22 protein-coding genes are annotated in these 24300 nt (G+C 39.1%); 2 read left to right on the top strand and 20 right to left on the bottom strand.

The genetic code is table 11. The annotated features are described in order from the left end of the window. The first annotated feature begins 230 nt into the window (after nt 1-230). Entirely contained in the window at nt 231-752 is a 522-nt protein-coding gene (locus IE222_RS14795) for a hypothetical protein (RefSeq protein ID WP_191274085.1), read from the top strand. Nucleotides 753-843: 91 nt separating this feature from the next. Here IE222_RS14795 and IE222_RS14790 read toward each other — a convergent pair whose 3' ends face one another. The 10 genes from IE222_RS14790 to IE222_RS14745 form a co-directional block, all read right to left on the bottom strand. Further along, a complete protein-coding gene (locus IE222_RS14790) occupies nt 844-1590 on the bottom strand; it encodes an SDR family NAD(P)-dependent oxidoreductase (protein WP_191274083.1) in 747 nt (248 codons plus the stop codon). A gap of 107 nt (nt 1591-1697) precedes the next feature. After that, entirely contained in the window at nt 1698-3350 is a 1653-nt protein-coding gene (locus IE222_RS14785) for a M20/M25/M40 family metallo-hydrolase (RefSeq protein WP_191274081.1), read from the bottom strand. Nucleotides 3351-3428: 78 nt separating this feature from the next. Beyond that, nucleotides 3429-4130, bottom strand: a complete 702-nt coding sequence (locus IE222_RS14780; protein ID WP_191274079.1) for an amino acid ABC transporter permease — start codon at nt 4128-4130, stop codon at nt 3429-3431. Nucleotides 4131-4181: 51 nt separating this feature from the next. Continuing rightward, on the bottom strand, nt 4182-5009 hold the full coding sequence (locus IE222_RS14775; protein ID WP_223282725.1) for a transporter substrate-binding domain-containing protein: 828 nt from the start codon (nt 5007-5009) through the stop codon (nt 4182-4184). A gap of 64 nt (nt 5010-5073) precedes the next feature. Further along, nucleotides 5074-5796, bottom strand: a complete 723-nt coding sequence (locus IE222_RS14770) for an amino acid ABC transporter ATP-binding protein (protein WP_191274076.1) — start codon at nt 5794-5796, stop codon at nt 5074-5076. After that, complete coding sequence (locus IE222_RS14765; protein ID WP_191274075.1) at nt 5793-6449, bottom strand: amino acid ABC transporter permease; 657 nt, start codon at nt 6447-6449, stop codon at nt 5793-5795. The genes IE222_RS14770 and IE222_RS14765 overlap by 4 nt, the downstream gene beginning before the upstream one ends. 81 nt (nt 6450-6530) lie before the next feature. Next, a complete protein-coding gene (locus IE222_RS14760; RefSeq protein ID WP_191274074.1) occupies nt 6531-7355 on the bottom strand; it encodes a basic amino acid ABC transporter substrate-binding protein in 825 nt (274 codons plus the stop codon). Between the two features lie 72 nt (nt 7356-7427). Continuing rightward, nucleotides 7428-9005 carry an aminomethyl-transferring glycine dehydrogenase subunit GcvPB gene (gene gcvPB / locus IE222_RS14755; RefSeq protein WP_191274073.1) on the bottom strand — a complete coding sequence of 526 codons (1578 nt, stop codon included), beginning with the start codon at nt 9003-9005 and terminating at the stop codon, nt 7428-7430. Further along, entirely contained in the window at nt 8992-10428 is a 1437-nt protein-coding gene (gene gcvPA / locus IE222_RS14750; protein ID WP_191274072.1) for an aminomethyl-transferring glycine dehydrogenase subunit GcvPA, read from the bottom strand. Before gcvPA ends, gcvPB begins: the two co-directional genes overlap by 14 nt. A 24-nt stretch (nt 10429-10452) precedes the next feature. Next, nucleotides 10453-11277 carry an SDR family NAD(P)-dependent oxidoreductase gene (locus tag IE222_RS14745; protein WP_191274071.1) on the bottom strand — a complete coding sequence of 275 codons (825 nt, stop codon included), beginning with the start codon at nt 11275-11277 and terminating at the stop codon, nt 10453-10455. 266 nt (nt 11278-11543) lie between these two features. On the opposite strand from IE222_RS14745, the gene IE222_RS14740 reads away from it, so the two are divergent. Next, on the top strand, nt 11544-12932 hold the full coding sequence (locus IE222_RS14740; protein ID WP_191274070.1) for a sigma-54 interaction domain-containing protein: 1389 nt from the start codon (nt 11544-11546) through the stop codon (nt 12930-12932). Between the two features lie 67 nt (nt 12933-12999). On the opposite strand, the gene IE222_RS14735 is transcribed toward IE222_RS14740, so the two are convergent. The 10 genes from IE222_RS14735 to IE222_RS14690 all read right to left on the bottom strand — a co-directional run bounded on the left by IE222_RS14735 (nt 13000) and on the right by IE222_RS14690 (nt 24013). Beyond that, nucleotides 13000-13452, bottom strand: coding sequence for an OsmC family protein (locus tag IE222_RS14735; RefSeq protein ID WP_191274068.1), 453 nt, complete (start codon nt 13450-13452; stop codon nt 13000-13002). A gap of 302 nt (nt 13453-13754) precedes the next feature. Beyond that, nucleotides 13755-14723, bottom strand: a complete 969-nt coding sequence (locus IE222_RS14730; RefSeq protein WP_191274066.1) for an ROK family glucokinase — start codon at nt 14721-14723, stop codon at nt 13755-13757. Between the two features lie 167 nt (nt 14724-14890). Further along, the gene (locus IE222_RS14725; RefSeq protein ID WP_191274064.1) at nt 14891-16273 is read right to left on the bottom strand and encodes a M17 family metallopeptidase; all 1383 of its coding nucleotides are present in this window, start codon (nt 16271-16273) and stop codon (nt 14891-14893) included. Between the two features lie 110 nt (nt 16274-16383). Continuing rightward, on the bottom strand, nt 16384-17205 hold the full coding sequence (locus IE222_RS14720) for an ABC transporter ATP-binding protein (protein WP_191274062.1): 822 nt from the start codon (nt 17203-17205) through the stop codon (nt 16384-16386). Then, nucleotides 17198-18196, bottom strand: coding sequence for an ABC transporter ATP-binding protein (locus IE222_RS14715; RefSeq protein WP_191274060.1), 999 nt, complete (start codon nt 18194-18196; stop codon nt 17198-17200). The genes IE222_RS14720 and IE222_RS14715 overlap by 8 nt, the downstream gene beginning before the upstream one ends. Nucleotides 18197-18206: 10 nt before the next feature. Next, entirely contained in the window at nt 18207-19103 is an 897-nt protein-coding gene (locus IE222_RS14710) for an ABC transporter permease (protein ID WP_191274058.1), read from the bottom strand. Nucleotides 19104-19118: 15 nt separating this feature from the next. After that, a complete protein-coding gene (locus IE222_RS14705) occupies nt 19119-20039 on the bottom strand; it encodes an ABC transporter permease (protein ID WP_191274057.1) in 921 nt (306 codons plus the stop codon). Nucleotides 20040-20118: 79 nt separating this feature from the next. Beyond that, complete coding sequence (locus IE222_RS14700) at nt 20119-21687, bottom strand: glutathione ABC transporter substrate-binding protein (RefSeq protein ID WP_223282718.1); 1569 nt, start codon at nt 21685-21687, stop codon at nt 20119-20121. Nucleotides 21688-21851: 164 nt separating this feature from the next. Further along, nucleotides 21852-22844 carry an asparaginase gene (locus IE222_RS14695; protein ID WP_191274055.1) on the bottom strand — a complete coding sequence of 331 codons (993 nt, stop codon included), beginning with the start codon at nt 22842-22844 and terminating at the stop codon, nt 21852-21854. A 2-nt stretch (nt 22845-22846) separates the two neighbouring features. Then, nucleotides 22847-24013 (bottom strand): ROK family transcriptional regulator, encoded by a 1167-nt coding sequence (locus IE222_RS14690; protein ID WP_191274054.1) that lies wholly within the window; start codon nt 24011-24013, stop codon nt 22847-22849. Between the last annotated feature and the right edge of the window lie 287 nt (nt 24014-24300).

Here is a 24300-nt window from a genome sequence, read left to right as displayed (position 1 = left end):
GGAACAAAATGGATCACTTCTTAATTTTAGCAATTATTTCTACATAATTAAGGACTTTTTCTACGTAATTCAAGTACAATTCTACATAACTCCAATGCAATTCTACAAAAACTGGAACAAAATGGATTCCCACCAAAGGTTTGGGGCTCATAGACACCTTCTTTGAAACATTTTCCACCCTCTATCTTAGACTTATTGTACAATAAAGCTAAAAAGGCAGGAGGTATATTATGATAAAAGGAAATTCATATATTCTTGTTTTCTCCGTGCTTGTCTTTTTTATAATACTGCTTGTTTCGGAGACACCCATAATAATTAAAACATTACTTATTATTATGACGATTGGGTTTCTATTCCCTGTTATTAGAAAGATTCTATTTCAAGATAAATTTAGAAAAATAAAAGTGGCTATCTATACATCATTGACCTTTACGATTGGATTTTTTCTACTCTCTTTGATTATGAATCAATCGATTAATTTAAATGGTGAGGCATTTCTCTTTGTTTTCATAGTGCTTCTTTATAGTTTAATTGGAAACTTTGTTTATGGCTTACCTGTCTCACTAATTGCTGAATTTATATCATTGAAGTTTTGCCATATTCGTTTCTGGTTATCTGGATTCATACATATTGGATTTGGGCTTGGCACCTTTTTTATGGCCCCAGATTTCTATATACCTGCCATTATTTGCTCCATCATCTTTTTCATTTTTGATGAAATCGGTAAGAAAATTAACTTTTGCTTAAACTAAAAAAGGGTCAGTCCCCCGGCACTTTAATGCAACGGGGGACTGACCCAAATTCCTGAGGATAGCCCTCCCCCGGTTTTTAGCCATTTTGTCATCATGCTAGTTCCCCGCCATCAATAGGAATATGCTGACCTGTAATATATTTCGCTTCTGAGGATGCTAAAAAAGCAAACAATCCTGCAACTTCTTCAGGTTGGGCATGTCGTTTTAATGGTATTGTTTCATTTACTTCCTCTAATGCCTCGGGGCTATATTCAGCAAGCTGCATTGGGGTGAGCACGTATCCTGGGCAAACTGTATTTACACGAATCGTCGGAGCAAGTTCTAAAGCCATCGTTCTTGCTAAAAGGTTCACTCCGGCTTTGGAGGCATTATAATCGGCGTAATATGGATGACCAACTAAACCATTAGTCGAAGCAGTTATTAAAATCACACCCTGTCCCTGATTCAGCATTCTTTTTGCTGCTTCTTGTCCAGTGAAAAATATGCCATTGAGATTAACCCCCATCACTTTATTCCATTGCTCTGGTGTAATGTCAATAAATTTAGATCTTACACTTATACCTGCATTGGCAACAAGAATATCTACACCACCTGCCAATCGATCAATTTCACGAAAAGCATCACGCACACTTTCATGACAACTTACATCTGCCACTATTCCATGTTGAATGATTGAATATTCGTTTAATATTTTTTCCAATGAATCTTTGTTATGATCAATGATCGTAACCATTGCTTCCTCATTTGCAAATCGAATGGCAGTCGCTAAACCAATTCCGCTGGCACCACCGGTTATAACAACACGTTTATCGCGAAGGCTGTCTTGATATTTACCCATATCCAATGTTCCCCCTATTTTTACATATTAAATGAATTATTATTTCTCAGGCATTCGGTTTTAAAATGAAATAGGGAGGGAAAATTCCCTCCCTAACAACGACGACATTATCCAATTAATTGACGAATAACTTCATTTGTTATTTTTGGCACTACTTCCGTAGAATATCGGATTTCAATTCGTTCATATTTCTTATGGCCATCATAACCATATGGTCCAATATTGATTGCCGGAACATTGATATCACGAATATCTTGATAATTAACGTAATGTTTGGTACCCCATCCTGGATTATTATCCATAACTGCTCGAATTGCCTCTTCATCATTATTTAACGCCACGCAGCTCATATCACATATAAAAGGAAAGAAATTTTTCGTTACAATAGGGTGCACATACTCCGGTTGAATCGCTTCTACTGCCTTTTCTAATGCCTCTGCTAAATTGTCCTCTCTCTCATCCTTGCCGGTTAAAGCTAGACACGGTGAATAAAGGGATGAATAAAATAGGATAATAGCGGGGCTTTTATCCTTCATCCAATTCCACTCTTCCTCAACGACTCTTGCTGCAAACATACGAGTATCTAACGTTGAATCTTGTAATAGCTTGGATTTAAAGTCTTCCATATGCTTAATAAATTTTTCCCCATGCTCTTCTTCTAACTCTTTTGTCATATCTTCATAAATGAGGACTCTTGTCCTCCAAGGCAATTTCGTGGAAGGCTGATTCGTAATCTTATTAAATTTTTCATAGCGTTCATTTAAGGTAGTAAGGGCATTTTCAAATGCAATTTCGGCTTGTTCCGATAACTTATTTAATACATCCTTCGGAGACCAGGAGTGAATAAAGAAGTTAAAATAAACGTAAGCTGAAAGAGCAGTCTGTACTGTATAAGTTGGCTTTAAATCCATTTGCTTTAATGAAACTGGCGGAGCTGGCGTTTCCCCTAAAAAACTGTCACACAAATCCGGATTGTAACTGATTTGTCTTGTTAGTTCTGCGGCAATATAATTAGGATCTAACCCTTCAAAAGCAGAGCCGACGTGCGTTTCTGCTCCTGTAATAAAGAAGGACGGCAGGAGCTTGCCAACTGTTCCCTTATATATATATCTATTTTCATCCCCTTCATATAATGGCGCGACAAAGTCAGAATTAATTAGTCCAATATAATCAAATCCATAGTCTTGCTTCCATTTTTTAAGATTCTTTAATCCAGACAAAACACCCTTTGAACTAACCTCTTCATCACATTCGGCGAAGAAAACAAGATTTCCAGATAACTCCTCAGGATGTTCTGCGTAATATTTTAATAGGGAAAGATTACTTGCAACACCACTCTTCATATCTAAAACACCGCGTCCAAAATACCATTCTCCTGAAAGCAGCTGGTCTTTCACGAGACTAGGCAGCGGCTCACCCTTAAGTTTTTCCATCAGTTCTGAAGGTGAGCAGGAGACATCTTTTAAATGTGTGTAATCATCTATCCCTACTGTATCCATGTGTCCCATTAAGATAAGGGTTTTATTATTAGTTATATCTTTTGTTCCTTCTACGAACGCCAACACATTATATCTCTCAAATTCATCATCTACCGTTCTTGCTTTAATAAGCTGGTTCGGATTTACTTGAAAATAAGGTAGGGCAGAAATCAATTCATACAGCTTATCAGCTATAGCTATTTCTCCAGTTGTATCAACAATACTTTCAACGCGAACTAATTCATCGGTAAAACGTAATACTTCATTTTTGGTAGAAATCATAAAAACTTACATCCCCTCTGCTTCAACCTGTTTATGTTTATATTATCTATTTATTCAAGCTAGTTTTATAGAAAAAAATTATTTTTGGATTACACTTCCCTTAAATACACCTGTCTTAACGGAACCAACATCCAGCCTTTTTTCAATTTTGTTTAAAATTAATGTGAAAATGAAGACAAGAGCAAGATAATACAAACCTACAACTAGATAAGTCTCAAACGGCATATAATTTTCAGCAGATGCATAGAGTGCTCGACTAAACAATTCAGTAACAGCAATATAAGCGACGAGCGAAGAATCTTTCAAACCAATAATAAATTGATTTCCTAATGCAGGAATCGCTCGTTTGAACGCTTGTGGAAGGATAATGCTCCTCATTGTTAATGAGGATGACATCCCTAAAGATCGTGCTGCTTCTGTTTGACCTTTATCTATTGATTGGATAGCTCCCCTAAAAATCTCTGCCAAATAGGCTCCTGAATGAATACCTAGTGCAATGGCACCAGCGGTAAAATCGTTAAGGACAATGACACTTGAAATTCCGTAATACAAGAACATGATGAGCACGATTAGAGGTAATCCTCGGACGATAAATATATAAAAGTCTGCCAGTTTTTTCAGAAAAGTAATATTCGACACTTTAAAAAAGGCAAACACTAATCCAATAATTGTAGCGATTACCAATGAGATGGCTGTAATAGATATGGTAGTAACCGATGCCTGTAAAAAAGCACCACTATGCTTTTGGATGATGGATGTAATACTCTCAAAAAAATTCATCGTAAGTTAGCCCCTTTAAAAGAGTAAGTTTATTAACTTTTTAGGCGAGCACTACTTCTTTTCCATAATGTTGATTCCAAACCATTTCTTGCTTATTTGTTCGTAAGTGCCATCCTCCATAATGTCAGTTATCGCTTGATTAATCTTATCCAGCAGCACCTGATGATCTTTATTTATAGCAACTGCAATATTTTCCTGATTTAGTACATTATCAATTGGTTTTATTTTTAATCCTTGCTCTTTGATTGCTGATACCCCGACAATTTTATCTGTAATAACAGCATCAATACGTCCTGGACCTAAATCCTGTAACGCAAATATCTCACTTGGATACGCTTTCACTTTATCCGTTAAGCTTTCTGCCACCTCTTTATGTGTACTTGCTTGAACGACACCAATAATTTTATCCTTCGCGTCATCTTTACTTTTAATCGTATCGTTTTTGTCAGCAACGAAAATTTGTGCTCCAGAGATATAATACGGGATGGAAAAGTCCACTTGTTTTAAACGTTCTTCGGTGGCTGTCATACTTCCAATAATGACATCATATTTATGTCCTTTTAACCCTTGAAGGATTGTCTCCCATGGATTTGTCACCGGATTCGGCTCCAATCCGATTCGCTTGGCAATTTCAGTTCCAATCTCCACATCAAAGCCAACCAGCTTGTGATTTTCTTCGTAATTTAATGGTTTAAGTAGTCCACTCATGGCAAAGGTAAGTTTCCCATCATGAACAAGTTTCATATCCTCTTTAGTCTCTTTTGCATTAGATGCCGGCTTTTCAATTTGGGTAGAAGACGACTTATTTCCACAGCCTGCTAATAAAACTAAAAAAATGACCGAAATGATAGATAATAAGAATAGTTTATTTTTGTTTATCAAATGAAATCTCTCCCCTTCTATTTTTGAAAATTTAGATAACAAAGAGCATATTTCTTCTTTTTTATAAAACTTTGGATAGAAACGCGGTCGTTCGTTCATGTTTCGGTGAAGTAAATAAAGTGACAGGAGAGGCTTCTTCAATGATATAGCCTTCATCCATGAAAACGACTCGATCACCAACTTCTCTTGCAAAACCCATTTCATGTGTTACGACGACCATCGTCATTCCTTCCCTGGCTAAATCCTTCATCACCGATAAAACTTCCCCGACCATTTCAGGGTCTAAGGCTGATGTCGGTTCATCGAACAGCATGATTTTCGGATCCATTGCTAATGCTCTTGCAATCGCAATTCTTTGTTTTTGCCCCCCAGACAAGGAATCTGGATAGGCATCTGCTTTATTTACAAGCCCTACTTTTTCTAGTAACTTATATGCCTTTTCTTCTGCTTCTTGTTTCGTTTTTTTACGAACCTTTATAGGGGCTAAAGTAATATTTTCTAAAACCGTTTTATGAGGAAATAAATTAAATTGCTGGAAGACCATGCCTACATCTGCCCGAATCTCATTAATATTTACCTTATGACCCGAAAGATTTATATCATTAATATAAACATCCCCCGAGGTTATTTCCTCCAGATTGTTTAAACAGCGCAAGAAAGTTGATTTTCCAGAACCAGAGGGGCCGATCACAACCACAACCTCTTTTTCGTTAATTTGAATATTGATATCTTTTAAAACTTCTAGATCACCAAATTTTTTCTTTAAATTATTCACTTTAATCATGTGTTAGACAGCCTCCTTTCAACATTATTTAATAGATACGTTATGGATAGAGTTAACAATAAATACGTAAACGCTACAGTCAAATATGGTTCCCATACACGGAAATATTGCCCTGATGCAGCCCGGCCCCAATACATTAATTCAGGAGCAGCAATAATCGCAGCGAGTGATGAATCTTTTAACAAAGTAATAAATTCATTTCCTAATGGAGGAATCATCCGTTTAAAGGCTTGGGGAAAAATAACATACGCCATAGACTGGGATGTACTCAATCCAAGAGAACGAGCAGCTTCCTCTTGTCCCTTATCGATAGATTGAATGCCGGCGCGAAAGATTTCAGCTACATATGCTGCAGCATTTAGTGCTAAGGCAGTTAACGCAGACATGATGGTACTTGCCGGGGACATGAAAAGCGGCATGACCCCAAAGTGAATAAGAAATAGCTGTACTAATAGCGGAGTACCGCGAAAGAAGTTAATATACCAAATAAACGGGAGGCGTAACCATTTTACTTTTGACATTTTTCCAAGTGCAATGAAAAATCCTAACACACTCCCTATGAGAATCCCGCCTATTGATAGGCCAATGGTTAATACGAGCCCTTTTAATAAAAATGGTAAGTATTCAATAATAATATCTATTCGAAAATCCATATCCCCCACTCCATCCTGGTGCTTTTTCGATGAGCTACATTGCTTTACTAGTTAGTTGCTACTATTCTTTTTCCTAAACTGCTATTCGACAGTTGAAAGAGATTTTATTACTTCTATATCAGGAGAAATTCCAAACCATTTTTCATAAATTTTCGTGTATGTTCCATTATCAATAACCGTTTTTAATGCTTGATTAATTTCACCAGAAAGTTTGCTCCCTTTTTTTAATAAAATTCCATAGTATTCTGGATCGAAGTTCACATCGTCAGAAATAGCAACAAACTTATCATTTGGATTATTTTTAACGTATTCATTCGCAACTGTATTGTCAGTAATGACCGCTTCTATATCTCCGTTTTTTAGTGCCATGAAGGCCACTCCAAGTGTTTCGTACTTAAAAATGGAAGGATTATTTTTCCCAACTATTTTTTCTAATGCAAATTGACCAGTTGTTGCATTTTGGACGCCAACCTTTTTCCCTTTTAAATCCATTGCATTTTTGATATCAGTACCTTCTTTAGCTAAAATCATCAGTTTCGATTCGAAATAAGGATCAGCAAAATCATATGTCTGTTTTCTGTCATCTGTAATCGTAATGGAGGTTATTCCGATATCTACTTCACCACTCTCAACCTGTGTAAACAGCGGATCCCAGCCAACATTTTCAACTTTACTTTTATAACCTGCTTCATCTAATATGGCACTGATTAAATCGACATCAAACCCGACAATTTTTCCCTTATCCATGAACACGAATGGAGGTGTGACAGCATCTGTCCCTACTAACAGCGTTTTTTCCTTTTGTTCACTCGAAGTTCCCGCCGATTCTTTTCCACAAGCGGATGTAAAAATAACAAGACAGATTGATAGAACAAGGAAGGTTATTCTACTAAATTTCCCCTTCATCTCTTCACTTCCCTACGGATTTTTATATTCAAATACCATCAGTGAGAATTTCTCCTCACTGATGGACTTATTTTAGGAATTGATCTCCTGCGTTTTCTTTGTTTTTTTCAAATACATTCGCCATGTAATTGCCCATTTATCTGGATTCTCAAAGTAATCTTGTTCATCCACACGATGAATGGTGCTATTATGCGGGGCATTTTTCACTATTTCAGGATTTGCATAAGCTTCATTTGATATTTGTGTTAATGAAGCAATGTACTCATCTAAATCAGCTTTAGAATATGACTCGGTTGGTTCTAGCGTAAACGGTTCAGGTACAATAAATGGATGATGGCTGGACCAATAATGATGGGCAAAATCAGCCATTCGACGAGAAACATCGTCTGTTGTTACACCTGTCTCTTTCGTTAACTGCTCCCAGCTGTATCGTACTTGCTCGAGCCTTTTTCCTTTAATATAAGGAGCTGAAGCCCCGCGAATAGTTAATATTTTGTGATATAAATAGTTGTTATTTAACACAGCAATTTGTGCTACATCTTTTAGACCTTCTGCGCCGAGTGCTCTTACCCATGCATAGGCACGCAGTACTGTTTGAGGTACGCCTTGGAATGAACGTACTTTCCCGATACTATGTTTCAATTTATCATTCAATATATACTGATCATCCTGATTTTCAACAATCGGCCCCGGCAAAAATTCCTTTAGTTTATTCAAAACGCCCAGTGCTCCTGTTGCAGGTCCACCACATGCATGCGGGGTTGAAAAGGTTTTATGAAGGTTAAAGAAGCACATATCAAATCCCGCCTCCTTCGCACGCGTAATACCTAGCAGTCCGTTTGCATTCGCTTGGTCATAATAGCAAATCCCGCCTGCTTCATGGACAATTTTGGTAAACTCTTTTATTCGATGATTATAGATTCCGGTATCTTCCGGATTAGCCACAACAAACCCGGCAGTTCTTTCGGAAACGACCGCTTTTAACTCTTCTAGATCCGGGAAGCCATCTTCGTCTGGCTGTAAGGTAATAATTTTATAGCCTTTTACTGCCGCAGTTGCCGCTGCTGAAGGATGTGAAAAACTAGTTGTAATAATTTCATCGCGCTGTTCTCCCTCACCATTCTCTTCATGGTACGCACGTACAATGGAAGCCATCGTAAATAGTGATTGTGTCCCGCTTCCTGGTTGAAAGGAAAAGTAATCCATACCTGATATTTCTCTCATGCATAAATCTAATTTGTACATGACTTCAAGCATTCCTTGGACTGTACTTACATCCTGCAAGGGGTGAAGCTCAGTCATTTTTGGCGAGGAAGCAAATGCTTCGTTAATTTTTGGCGAATATTTCATCGTACATGTCCCTTGCCCGATTTCCACATTAAAGGCCGCTCCAAGCGTTTCTTGTGAAAGGCGCAAATAATGGCGAAGCACTCTATTTTGAGAAATCTCAGGCAATTTAGGCGCTTTTCTTCTTACCATTTCTACTGGAATGGCAGAGACACCATCACCGACATGATTTACAATTTCTTCTTCCACTTGGGGAAGCGTAATTCCTCGTTCGCCGCTGTTATGGAGTTCAAAAATAATTGGCTCATCCCACTTTGCCTGATGATAATTCCTGACTTTATGATCTCGATTAATTTTTTGCATGTACACCATTCCTTTCTTCATTTCTGATTGAATCTAAGCATTGCTGAATTGTACTAACTAATCGATCGATATCTTCCTTCGAATGAATTTCGGTGATACAAAATAATGAACATTGGCCTAATTCAGGGAACTCTTCAGATAAATCCTTCCCGCCAAAGATTCCGTTGTCTAATAAAAATTTATTAATTTCCTTGACTGTTCTTCCTGTATGCGTAAAGTCAACGACAAACTCTTTAAAGTTCGTTGATTCAAACCGAGAGGCTACGACGTTTGGAATGTTGCCAAGCCGCCCCATCGCATATTGCGACTTTTGCATGATGGACTTACCAAGCTCATACATGCCATTTGGGCCTAATAATGATAAATAGACGCCTGCTGTAATCCCCCATAGAGCCGTTTGTGTTCCTACTGATTCTTTTCCTTTCTCCCTTTTTGCAAAAGAAGTCCGGTCATATAGTACATCCCCGAAGCCGTACTCTCCTTCGACAACCGTAGGAGCAATCCCAAATAAACGTGAAGGATATTCTTGTACAATTTTCAGGTCATCATGTGTTGCTATAAACCCTGACTGGCCTCCACCAAAATTCATATGCATCCCAAGCGGCTGCAAATCCCCACAGACGATATCTGCACCATATTGGCTTGGGGGAGCAAGCACACCTAATGAACTTGGATCAACTCCGACAATCGTAATCGCTTCATAGCTTTTTGCTAGTTTGCTAATTTTTTTCCCTTGCGTCTCAACAAACCCTAAATAGGAAGGATTTTCAAAATAAACAGCAGCTGTATTCGCTGACAACTTTTCTTCAAGATCTTTTAAATTGATTTGTCCAGAATCCTCTTCATAGTCAACGAGAATGCATTCAATATCCGGTGAGCAATAATTTTTGATTACTTTCAACCGATCAGGTGAGATTGTTTTCGGCAATAGCACTTCTTTTCGGCCAGTAATACGACTAGACATCCGGATGGAAGTTGCCGCTGCCTGTGCCCAATCAAATGTCGGGACATTGACAACGTCCATATCTACTAATTCTGCCATCAAGCTTTGATACTCGAACAACGCTTGATATCTTCCATGATCCTCATAAGGATCACCTGCATAAGCAGTTAAAAATTCTGCACGCTGATTGACTTCATCGCAAACAGCCGGTACATAATGGTTCCAACAGCCTGCTCCTAAAAAGTTTAAGTATTCTTTCGTATTGATGTTTTTCTCTAAAATTCCTTCCATATATCTTCTAAGCTCATACTCCGATAATGCCTTTGGAATATTCATCACTTTCTTATAATGCAATTCTTCCGGTATTCCATCAAAAAGCTCATCAAGCGTTTGTGCCCCAATTTCTCTCAACATTTCCGCTTGCACTTGTGGAACTGTATTCGGTATATATGGATGTGCTACTTTATTTTGTTTATTCATCACTTGTTCTCCTCCAATCAAGAATTAGGCTAATCCGCCGCCATCAACTGTTAAAACGGTACCTGTAACCCAAGAAGACATATCACTCGCTAGAAACAACACACCTTTTGCAATATCTCGAGGCGTTCCAATCCTTTCGAGCGGCCTCCCTACGGCTGAAGACGCAAGAAACGACTCTTCCTCATGTTGCAATTGCTTTGCTTCGTCTCTTAATAAAGGCGTATCTGTGTCACCAGGGCAGATACAATTGACACGAATATTCTGTTTTCCATGATCGATGGCCATTGCTTTCGTTAAATTGACTACACCCGCTTTCGCAGCGCAGTACGATGCTGCTGCATCTCCTCCCTTTAATCCCCAGCCGGAACCAGTGTTAATAATACTGCCTCCGCCATTTTTAACCATGATCGGAATAACATACTTTGATAATAAAAAGGCTCCTTTTAAAGAAACATTAAGAACTAAATCCCAATCTTCTTCTGTATGGTCAACAACTGTTTTCCTGCGAATGACACCTGCATTATTAAACAAGACATCAATTGTTCCAAATTCCTTTTCAATCAGATTTGCTGCTGTTTCACATTCTTTTGATGAAGTGACATTACATTTAAAAAATGCAGCATCCCAGCCTTTGTCATTCATCGAATTTGCGACAGCTGTTCCTTTCTCTTCATTTATGTCTATTACCGCAACTTTGGCCCCTGCCTCAGCAAACAACTCAGCTGTTGCTAAGCCAATTCCGGAAGCAGCACCTGTAACGGCAACGACTTTATCTTTTATTCCTAATAATTTTTCGTAGTTCAATCCAATGCCTACCTGGATATGATCTTTGCTGTTTAAATCAAACATGGATACTTTCCCTCCTTTTTTCATCTTACAATCTATTAAAATGCAATTATTGTGCCAATGTTTTGACTTTGCCAAAAATACAGAAATAAACATTCCATAGCATTAAATTGTTCTTTATTTCTTTTATTTTGTGTCAAAAGTGACAAATTTTTGCCATCAATGACAAATATGTCAACTATAATGATTGATTTTTCAGAATTATAAAAATAAAATAATAATAGTTATTAAAAAAGTTAATATCTATCTATAATGGGAGGGTTTCTGAATTGATTTTATTAAATTCGATTGCAAAAGTTATCCAAGCTTTTTCCAAACTCCTTCATATTGATATCGCTTGTTTTAACCCTGATGGGGAACTGATTGCCGCAACAGAGGAATATGTTCGGCGTAAAGGGAGGAAGTCGCATGCCCTGTTCTTCAATACATTGTACGGACACCATATTACTTTTCTACATCACCCTGGAAAAATGCAAATGTGTGAGGGATGTCATTTTATCAATAATTGCCCTTCGAAAGTCGAGCTTGTACAGGACATGATCATTAATGGAAAAAAATACGGTTATTTATCATTTGTCAGTTTCACCGAAGGCAATGAAAAAGTACTAATTGAAAATCAAGAGTATTACGCCGAATGGCTCTCCCGCTTGAAAGAAACGATTATTTCCATCCTTCGAGATATTAATGAATTCAAAGTAAAGGATGTCAGCATCCAATTAAATCCAACCTACATATTTGGCCATAGCAAGGCCCTTTCACAAATTCATAGTTTAATAGAGAATTTAAAATATAGCACCTCCTCCATATTAATTACAGGGGAAACGGGTACAGGGAAAAGTTTATTAGCAGAATATATTCATAGCACAAGTATTGTAAGTAAGGGCCCTTTCATCGAACTAAACTGTGCGTCCATTCCAGAAAGTTTATTTGAAAGTGAATTATTTGGATATGAGGAGGGGGCTTTTACGAACGCAAGAAGAAAAGGCAAGCCTGGATACTTTGAACTTGCGAATAAAGGTACATTGTTTTTAGATGAGATTGCTGATTTACCGATTAATTTACAGCCAAAATTATTGAAAGTACTGCAAGATGGAATCATCCAGCGAGTTGGGGGAACAAGTTCGAAAAAAGTAAATGTTCGTCTTATTGCCGCAACGAATCAGTCCTTCGATGAATTAATGAATAATAAATTATTCCGCCCCGATCTTTTTTATCGTTTGAATGTCATTCCGATCACCATTCCACCCTTAAGAGAACGAATGGAGGATTTAGATTTATTAGTAGAACACTTTATCGAAAAATTACAAGAACGAACAGGGAAGTATATTTCAACCTGTACGGAAGAATACAGGAAGCTCCTATCTTCTTATCACTGGCCGGGAAATCTGCGTGAACTTGAAAATGTAATTGAATATAGTATGAATATAGAAACCGAAACAAGATTAACCCAAAATTCACTTCCTGCTTATCTGTTGACTAAGCAGCTTAGCAAGCCAAACGTGGAAACTAGACTATGTGAGGCTGAAAGAGAAATCATTATTCAAAAACTTCAGCATTACGGAAATAGCTACAACGGAAAGCAACTGGCAGCAAAAGATTTAGGAATCAGCATTCGCACATTATACAGAAAAATGGACAAACTTCATATTCGTTCATAACTTGGAGAAAAAGGGTCAGTCCCCCGGCACTTTAATGCAACGGGGGACTGACCCTTTTTCCCTCTATTTATTTTTTATACCAGTTTGTTTCGATGCTGACGCCTGCATCTTTTATTAAATTATAGACAGGGCATCTTTTTTCCACTTCTTGTTTTAGCTCCTCAATTCGTAAATCTTGCTCATCCGTTGTGATAATTACGTCAAAATTGACAGTTTGAAAATGTGGTGAAACCCCTTCTACTCCCATCAACCCTTGTAAATCGAGTGTACCTTCATTTTTAAACTCAACATCTTGATAAGAAAAATTCTTTTCTTTAGCAATAAACGCAATCATAACAGAAGTACAGCTGGACAATGCTCCTAAAACATATTCAACAGGGTTTGGCCCTTCATCTGTCCCACCTAGATTTTTCGGTTCATCCACGATGAATTCCGAGAAATTTCTAACTGAAATAGAAGTTTTCAAACCTTCTTCCCACTTCCCGCTAGTTCTCACTTTTAACAATTGTTGAGTTTTCATATCGGCACCTTCAATTCATAGTATTTTTATAGGTTTAATTATAATATAAAGATTCAAAATTGTAAATCTAATAATAATTTCCTTAAGTGGGGGCCTAACCGCAAATTTCTGAAGCGAATCGCTAGCCCCCTTTGTTTAAACGAAAAAGACACAACTAGTTGCAGCTTGTCGTGTCTTCTCCTTATTAACAATTCGTTCATTTGGGGTATTCCTATTAACATTCCGATGCTATCGGTAAAAATCAACGCCTGATTTTGCCCAATCAGATCCCCCAATTTTTTCCACGTAAGTTACGGCAGGCTCTAGACTGCGGCTTCCTGATAGACTGCCTTTCTTATTAAATAAGCAGCCCCAATTATTCCGGCATCGTTCCCTAAACTGGCCAGCTCAATTTTTGTATTGTCTCCAATCCATTCAATCGCGTGTTTCTTGAAAGAGGCCCTAATCCCTTTTAAAAAGTCATCACCGGCCTTTGACACGCCTCCACCAATTAAGATCTTAGCAGGGTTCACAATGGTTGCGACATTAGCCAATGCCAATCCTAACTCATCATTCAATTGTTGGATGATCCGCATACTGTGTACGTGTCCTTCTTTGGCTAAATCAAAAACATCTTTGGCTGTCAAACGGCCTTCTTTCTTATAGAGCATTGCCAAACTGCCGGCTGGTTCCTGTTCCACAACCATCATAGCTTCCCGCACGATTCCTGTTGCGGATGCAACGGTTTCCAAGCACCCTCTTCTGCCACAATTACAAGGATGTCCATTAGGATTCACGACAAAGTGACCAATTTCCCCAGCCAAACCTTTATGACCATGCAGGATTTTTCCATCGGTAATAACTCCGCTTCCGATCCCTGTTCCTAATGTGACAACAATCGTATCATCCTGTTTCTCAGCATCTCTCCAGTACTCCCCAAGTGCGGCAGTATTCGCATCATTTTCCACATGAATAGGGAGATTGGTTATCTCTTCAAAAAGTTTTTTTAATTCATAGTTTTTCCAGCCGATATTAACAGCTCCCAACACTTTCCCTTGTGTGCCATCAACTACCCCTGGAACGCCTATTCCGATACCCAGAATGGAATGTTCAAGCTCGAAGGCTGTTACGTTTTGTTGAATGGATGTCCATATGTCATGTATAATATGTCGTCCCTGATCTTGTTTATTGGTCTCAATTTCCCACTTGGATAAAATTTCTCCATTTAAATTAATGATTCCGATTTTGACATACGTTCCACCAATGTCAATTCCGATTATTTTTTGCTCCATGCTGTCCATCCTTTAAAATATAATAGTTGGTTCATTATTAAAACAGGCAGCTGCCACAAAGTCCCGGCAATAGTTCTTGTAAATCAAATCCATATAGGTATAAAAATAACTCCAGGTCTAATGATAGCTGAAGTTATTTTCCCGCTATTTAAATTCTACGATCACATTTATGATTGAGCCGCTTCCGATTTGACCATTTCGAACAACAGCCGGACACCAAAGCCAGATGCGCCTGGTACATAATAGCCCTGTTCACGCCATGGCCGAACCGTATTCGCCATATCGATATGAACCCACTTTATTTCTTTTTCTACAAATTGCTTTAAAAATAAAGCAGCCGTAATCGACCCGCCATATGGCGAGCTGCTCATATTATTGAAATCTCCACAATCGCTTTTCAAATAATGTAAATAATCATCAAACACCGGCATTGGCCAAACATAGTCACCTGTTTGATCGCCCAGCTGCTTATAATGCCACAAGTCCGCTTCCGCATTACTGAATACTCCAGCCGCTTTCAAACCGAGGGCACTTCCGATACTTCCTGTTAATGTGGCAATATCGACAATGGTTTTTGCCCCAAGTAATTGCGCATAAAGTATTCCATCTGCCAAAATCAAACGTCCTTCAGCATCTGTATTTCCGACTTCTACATGCAGTCCATTACGATATCGAATGACATCTGAGGGCAAAAATGCATTTCCATCCGCAAGGTTTTCCACCAGCGGCAAAATCGCCACAACATTGGCGGCTGTGTTGGAGTCAGCCAGCAGCTTCATCGCACCTGCTACCGCAGCCGAGCCGCCCATATCCATTTTCATTTCGCCAATATCTTTACCGGTCTTGACATTGGTTCCTCCAGAATCAAAGGTAACGCCTTTCCCAACTAAAGCGATTTTTTCTTTACTAGCATCACGAGCCAGCGTCAGGACAACAAGCTTTGCCGGTTCACTGCTTCCTTTAGCAACTGTGTGGATCCCGGCAAATTCATTACTTACTAATTCGTTACCGTCAATCACTTGAACGGATACATCTGTTTCATGAAACTCTTGCTTTAGCCGTTCAGCATATGTAGTGGGTGTTAATTTATTGGCCGGTTCATTACATAAATCCCTGGCAAGATTGACCGCATTTGCCCTGATACGTGCTGCATGATCATATTCTCTTAAACGCTCATCTTCCCATTGCATGGTTAACTGATTAGATGTCGCAGTTCTTTTATAAGAGGAAAATTGATATTCAGCCAAATACCAGCCTTCCATAAAACTGCTAATGACCTGCCCAAGCTCCGGATTCCCTGCCCGATCCATGATCAATGAGAACTCTGCCGAAACAGCTGCATCTTTAGCATTATTCAGGTTTTTTCGGGAAATGCCGCCCAAAAAGCGAATATCCTCCCATGTGAGAGAATCTTGACCGATTCCAATGTATACAATCAATTCCTCTCCTTTTGGGATCAGCTGCACTTTACCAAATTCAGTGCAGGATTTCTCTTCAAAATAAACGATGTCATCATTTGCTTCATGAATCGGTACGATGTTAATATGCATGTTCCTTCTCCTCACTTGCATCCTATATGACAAGCAATTCAGCCATCTAAATCGAGTCAGGCTGCTTCTATTTATATAGTCATTTATCAATCTATTAGTGGGTCACAATCCTACGTCAGTTGTTTTCTTCTTGCTTTCGGAATCATTTGCGGAATGGAGGACAACAGTGTTTTGGTATAATCATGCTGTGGATTGTTAAAAATTTCTTCCTTCGTTCCCATTTCCACCAAATCCCCAAAATACATGACACCGACCCGGTCACTAATATGTTCCACCACACTTAAATCATGAGAAATAAATAAGTAGGTCAAATTATATTCTTCCTGTAAATCTTTCATTAAATTTAGGATTTGCGATTGAATAGATACATCAAGCGCTGAAACAGGCTCGTCGGCAATGATTAATTCCGGCTGCAAAATCAACGCACGCGCAATCCCAATCCGCTGCCGCTGCCCGCCGCTAAATTCATGCGGATATTTATTCAAATGGAATCTACTGATCCCGCATTTATCCAGAAGGTCTTCTACCCGCTTATCCTTTTCTCTTGAAGACATGTTCTTAAAGTGAATATCGAGAGGTTCTCTTAAAATATCCTTTATTTTCATCCTTGGGCTTAAGGAAGCATAAGGGTCCTGGAAAACCATTTGCATTTTTTGCCGATATTTTTTCCACTCCTGCTTACTTGCGTTAGCCAAGTCTTTTCCGTTAAAAATAATCGATCCGGAATCTACCTGAATAAGTCCATTGAGCAGCCGGCCTGTCGTTGATTTCCCGCAGCCCGATTCACCAACAAGTCCCAATGTTTCCCCTTTTTTAATATGAAAGGAGATGCCGTTTACCGCCTTTACGTACTTTTTCTCTTCAAACCAGCCTGTCTTGATCGGGAAATGCTTCTTTATGTTTTTTGCTTCTATTAAAATCTCATCACGCATTTAGCATTTCCTCCTTTTTCTTGACCTCTTCATCCAATAACCAGCATCTAGCTGAATGATTGCCATCTGCCATCAACTCTGGTTCTTTTTCATGACAAATCGGCATCGCTACAGGACATCTTGGCGCAAACTTGCAGCCCTTCGGCATATTGTTCGGGTTTGGAACGGTACCTGTAATGGAGTTCAGCCGGTCTTTTTTCGAACCGATTTTCGGCGCTGATTCCATCAAGCCTTTTGTATAAGGGTGTTTCGGATTTTCGAACAAATCAACAGCACTTGCTTCCTCGACGATTCTCCCGGCATACATCACAATGACACGATCACAGATTTCGGCTACCACACCAAGATCATGCGTAATCAGTAAAATACCCATATTTGTTTTTTCTTGAATTTCTTCCATCAATTTCAGAATTTGCGCCTGTATGGTTACATCCAACGCAGTTGTCGGCTCATCGGCAATAAGTAAAGAAGGGTTACATGAGATTTGCATCGCAATAATAACTCTTTGCCTCATACCGCCGGAAAGTTGATGTGGATAGTCTTCCATCACTTGCTCCGCCCGCGGGATGCCAACTAATTTTAGTTTTTCAATCGCATACTGATGTGCCTCTTTTTTGGACATTCCCAAGTGAAGCATGATGGTTTCCCGCATCTGCTTACCGATTGTCAATACAGGATTTAGGGCTGTCATCGGTTCCTGGAAAATCATCGACAATTCCTTTCCGCGGTATTTCGTCATTTTCTTTTCAGGAAACGTTAATAGATTTTCCCCTTTATATAAAATTTCGCCATCCGCAATTTTGCCGCGTGTATCATGGAATAGACGCATGATCGATAAAGATGTGACACTTTTTCCGCTGCCTGATTCACCAACTAATCCGACAATTTCACCTTGATTGACGTGAAAGCTGATACCATGTACGACCGGCAAGAATCCATTTTCAGTCTGAAAGCCTGTTTTAAGATTTTTTACTTGTAGTAAATCTGACATATAGACCCTCCTAGTCTTTCATTTTCGGATCGAGCATTTCTCGCAATCCATCACCTAATAGATTAAAAGCCAAAACAGTTAAGAAAATAACTAAGCCAGGGAAAAATACTAAATGAAAGGCGGTACCAATATAATCTCTTGAAACGCTTAACATAGCACCCCAGTCAGGTGAAGAAGGCTCTGCACCCAAACCTAAAAAGCTCAAACTTGCTGCTGCCAGAATGGCAGTCCCAACATTCATTGTGTAATAAACGATAATAGTCGGTAATGTCTCCGGAAACACATGTTTAAACATAATCCGCAGCCTGCTCGCCCCAAGTGATTCCTCCGCTTCAACGAAAAGCATTTCCTTCACTTCCAACGTTGCCCCGCGGACAATCCTTGCAAACGAAGGAACACTGAAAAAGGCAACCGCTATAATCACATTATTTAAACCAGGTCCTAAAATAGCAACAATCCCAATGGCCAAAATCAATTCAGGGAACGCAAAGAGCACGTCACAAATACGCATAATCAATTTATCGACCCATTTGCCAAAAAATCCACTGATCAACCCTAAAATACTCCCAACAATCGCACCGAGTGTAACGGCAGAAACACTGACTGAAAGCGAGATTCTTGCCCCTGCGATGATTCGGCTTAAAATATCACGTCCATATTCATCCGTTCCAAACCAATGACTGGCAGAAGGCGTCTCCAGAACACTATTATAATCAGGTTTTGCTGCATCAAAAGGTGTAACAAATGGACCGATGATGGCCATAATAAACAAGAACAAGACAAAGTAGAATGAAATAACCGCAGGCTTTTTTCGACGAAACAACCGCCAAAATTGAAGGAAGCGATGATCACTTTTCGTCTTGATTGGCTCTATATTTAAAGCAGTTTCTGTTTGTAGATTGCTCATAATCATCTTCCCTCCTTACTCATACCGGATTTTTGGATTCAAATAGCTATACACAACATCAATAATCATATTCACGACAATAAACTGACAGGCGAATAATAAAATTTCAGCCTGAACGACCGGATAATCACGGAATTGAATGGAATCAATTAATAAAGTTCCAAGACCCGGAAAACTAAATACCGTCTCAACTACAACGGAACCGCCAAGTAAAAAGCCAAACTGCAGCCCGGCAACAGTAACAACCGGAATTAAGGAGTTCTTTAAGGCATGTCCAAAAATAATCTGGCGGCTGCCCAATCCTTTTGCACGCCCCATACGGATATAATCCTGTTTCATACTCTCCACAAGAGATGAGCGCGTAAACCTGGCAATCATGGCCATAATCCCCGCTCCTAAAGCGAAAGAAGGCATAATGTAGCTGCTCCAGCCTTCCGCTCCTCCTGTTGGAAACATACCGAGCTGTACAGAAAATAATTGAATCAGAACAAGACCCACCCAAAAGTTTGGAAGTGAAATGCCCGATACAGCCGTAAACATCCCCAGATGGTCCGGCCATTTATTTCGAAATACCGCAGAAACGACTCCAATTAAGATACCGACTACAAGTGCCCAAATAATACTTAAAAAAGTTAAACCCAAGGTTGGCATAATCCGATCACCAATCAATTGACTAACCGGCGCACCTGATTTTACTGAATAACCCATATTCCCAGTCAGCAGGTCCTTTAAATAAATAAAATACTGCTCATATAATGGCTTATCCAGCCCCAAACTTACTCTTGCCATCTCCACTTCTTCCGCAGTTGCCTCTTTCCCGGCTAAAAGCCGTGCCGGATCACCAGGTATAATGTGAATAAACATGAAGACAATAAATGAAACAACAAGGAGTAATGGGATAAGACTAACAAGACGTTTTACAAGATATTGCCACAAAAGAAACACACCTCCAATGTATGAAGAAAGGGCCTACACCGATAAGCCCTTTCTTTGGTTGTTGATATTAAAAAATGACCTATTTCAATTGTGCTTTTGAAATATTGATAACTCCGTCCGGAGCAACATAGACACCTTCTAAATTATTTGCGTGTGCTGCCAAGTTAACATCTGAAGCTAGGAAAATCCAAGGTGCCTCTTCAAATACAGTACGTTGAATCTCATGATAGATTTTTTCCTGCTCTTTAGGATCTGCTGTTGCATTTGCTTCTTTAATCCAGTTTGTAACTTTTTCATTATTATAGTAAGCAGTGTTTGCGCCATTTGGCGGGTAGTACTCATTGCTGAACAAACCGCGGGTTGCGCCGTCAGCATCACCTGATGAAGGCGACCAGCTCACATACCACATTTGGACCTTTGCATCCTCCGGTTTTGCCGGTGTGTAAATCTCATCTGACAAAGTTCCTTCTTCCATCGATTTAATCTTCACGTCGATGCCGATTTGAGCTAATTGCTGCTTAATGAATTGCATTCCTTTAACAGATTCAGAACTTGTATTTCCCCAAATCTCTGCTTTAAAGCCGTTTTCATAACCTGCTTCTTTCAACAGTTCTTTTGCCTTTTTAACGTCAAATTCATATGCTTTCTGTTTTGCATAATATTGTGTTTCTGGAGCCATTGTTGAATCAAGAACATGTCCATACCCGTCTTTTACAACTTTAATATAGGCTTCTTTGTTAACAGCCAGGTTCATCGCTTGACGAACTTTTAAATCTTTGTATTGATCCATAAATGTGTTAATGGATACATATCGCACAATGGTGGATGGTGATTCTTCAATCGTTACATCCTTACTATTTTTAAATTGTTTTACATTTTGCTGCGGCATTGGGTAAACAAAATCAGCTTCACCTGTTTTTAACATAGCGACACGGGAGCCATTTTCCGGAATTGGGCTGAATTTCACTTTTTCTACGTTTGTTTGATCCCCGCCCCAGTAATCGGCATATTTTTCAACTTCAAGCGTCTTACCTTGTTTCCACTCAACAAATTTGAATGTACCTGTTCCGACAGGATTTGCTTCAATATATTTTGTTCCTTTTTCAATTGCCTTCGGGCTGATCATCGGTACCATCCCGAACTTATTAATCATGGCACTAAAAGGTTCTTTCAGTTTAAAGGCAACCTCATAATCACCAATAATCTCCATCGAGTCCACAAATTTAAAACTGCGTTTCGCACTTAAATTATTTGCATCATCCATAATACGATCGAAGTTAGCTTTTACTGCCTCCGCGTTAAACTGCTCTCCGTCATGGAATTTGACACCTTGACGCAATTTAAACGTATAGGTTAATCCATCTTTGCTAATATCGTATGACTCAGCCAAAGCTGGAATAATTTGCATGTCTTTATCAAAACCAACCAAACCCTCGTACATAGAACGGATTCCAATGATGGAAACTGTATCTCCTGCATTATGCGGATCCAACGTGATAAAGTTTTGGTCAATCGCGACGGTCAGTTCCTTGTCACCTGTTGCTTTTGTTTTTCCTGATGTACCAGTTGAACCTGCGTTGTCACTGCTGCACGCTGCACTAAATAATGCAAGCGTCAGTATAAGTACTAAAACGGCAAATTTTCTCATATTATTCTCCCTTTTCATGTTGTTTTTTTATTTATGGTATTGAAGACTTGCAAATGCGAAGACTCACCATATTCCCATTCCATCTTTGACACCGCTTGATGCTGCACGTTGAAATAGCATGCAGTGTTTTTGTCCATTACAGCAGCAAGGTGCACTCTAGCATTTTATAAGTAGATTTTTGTTTCACCCACAACGATTCCATCATCATTCTTAATAGTTTGTGGTTTCAATTGCAGCAAACCTTGAATCGTTTCTTCATTTTCGTAATTTAGTTTTTTAAGGATTTCTGCCACTAATAATGGCCATATCAATTCAGTCCCGCTTAGGACCTTCAATGCAATGCTGATTTTTTCCTTTCTTAAAGCAAGGCAATAAACCCCTTGAGCGCCGCCTTTTGCAATGATATTTTTATCCTTTAATAGGACACTGCAGATAAAATCATGCGAAGCAATAATGTCAGGGTGGGCATTCATGATGTCACCGATATGTATGACGGCCTCTCTGGCAGCCTGATCCCTTATCAATTCAGGTGTGACAAACTTCAAATAAGAGAGGGCCATATTCTTAAGCGGCACGGCATGAACAGGCACGCCGCAGCCATCTGTTCCCGATTTGATTTCATCGATAGGGACTTCCGATAATTCCGATAAATAATGCAGGATCTCTTGCTGTAATGGATGATCCAGCCGCTCGTACCCCTCCTCACTCAAACCTTTCACCTTTGTATAGCCCAAGAATCCCAGATGCTTTCCAGCACAATTATGGAGTAATCTTCGTTTTGGTTTTTTCGCCAGGATGTATTCCATCTTTGGTGCATCGTTTAAAGGATAGCTGCTTGCACAAACTAAATGATCTTCCGCAACACCAAGTTTTTCTTTTACACGAATAAGTGCTTCCTCATGGTATTTCTCCCCTCTTTGAGAAGCCATGAATAGTGCTGCTTCCTCGTCGGTGAGATTGTATCTGTCGATAATATCGGTTGTGAAAACGGGGATTGCCTGAATGGGCTTCATAGCCGATCTGTAAAAAATCGGCTGGCTGATATCCCCTTTTTGATAAATAACCTCTTTGTTTTCATTGACAATACATATAACACCTTGATGTACATTTTCTAATTGATGATTTCTGAATTCCTCTGCAATCACAGAATATTCCACGTCTATGCACCACCCTTAAAATTCAAACTTTTAATTAACTTCCGCTGCACGCTAAGCGCTGCGCCTTTTACAACACCCATCTCTTTCACTTGAGTAACATGTAAATCATAAGAATAGGATTCCGGGAACCAAGTGCTGTTTGAATGTTTCTCTATGACCAATTCCGCTATTTCCGGGTGTTCTTCTATTAAACTGCCTGATAAATATACCGCGTCTGGATTAAAGGCACAGACAACATTTTTGATGGCAAGACCCGCATAGGTAGCTGCCTTGTCCAGGATATTGACGGCCCATTTCTCTTTACTCTTGTACGCCGCTGCCAACTCTTCCATACTATCCATTGGTCGTGTTTTAGATGCTTCATCAAGTAAAAAGTCAATAGCAATGTATGTTTGCAAGCAGCCAAAATTACCGCATGGACAATAGGCACCGTAAGGATCCAGGGTCATATGGCCAATCTCACCTGACATATTATTAGCACCGCGATAAATCTCGCCATCTGTGATAAGAGCTGAGCCCACGCCTGTACCAAACCCAAGCATCACGACGTTCTTGTAAGGAAGAGACGCACTCACATATTCTGCTAAGGCTTTTAACTTTAACTCATTATCAATAAAAACTTCCAAATCTAGTTTTTGTTCTAGTATTTGTTTAAGAGGAACATTCCTCCAGTTAAACTGTGCCGAGAACTCCACGGTACCTTTTTCATTGTCTATTAACCCCGGCAGACCTATACAAACACCAGCAATACGATCTTTCCCAATTTGTTGTTCACTGATCAAATCATTTATCATCTGCCCGATAAACTCTACCACATCTTCATAATGATCTGTTTTTGTGTGAAACGAGCGTACGGTGATGAACTCGCCTATCAGATTCATCAAGCCAATCCGAACAACTCCTACATCAATTTCGACCCCAACAAATATAACGGAATGCTCATTAGCCATAAAATAGGTAGCTTTTCGTCCCACTTCATCTGTTTCCAAATACACCTCTTTGATAAGCTGTTCGTCTTGTAGTGAGGCAACAATTCGGGAAGCGGATGTTGGACTCATAGCCATATGTTTAGCAATCTCAGCTCTCGAGATTGGTCCATTTCGAATGATATATTCTAGAACCAAACTCTGATTCTGCTTCTTTAAAAAATACTGATCTTTAACTCTCATTTTTACCTTCCTTACACCATGTAATTAATAAACAAGAAATTCAGCTTAATTTCGACATAATCAACCGTTTTCCACTAACATTCATCCATGTTTATTGATTAATATTTGTTTAATTTCTCCCATGATGTTAATTAAATTATAATTTGAACTGTTTCCGCAGTCAAGAATATTTCCTTGAGTCTAAATAGTCAGTAGATTTATAAAATAGAATACAACGGCCATATTGGTACTAATCTAAGATTTCTACCTAGAACCCATTGCCTAGATAGACCAGGATAGTCCTGTTG

Source organism: Neobacillus kokaensis, assembly GCF_014656545.1.
Lineage (GTDB): Bacteria > Bacillota > Bacilli > Bacillales > Cytobacillaceae > Neobacillus > Neobacillus kokaensis.
The sequence above is the reverse complement of the archived record's forward strand: the minus strand, read 5'-3'. Positions and strand labels throughout refer to the sequence as shown.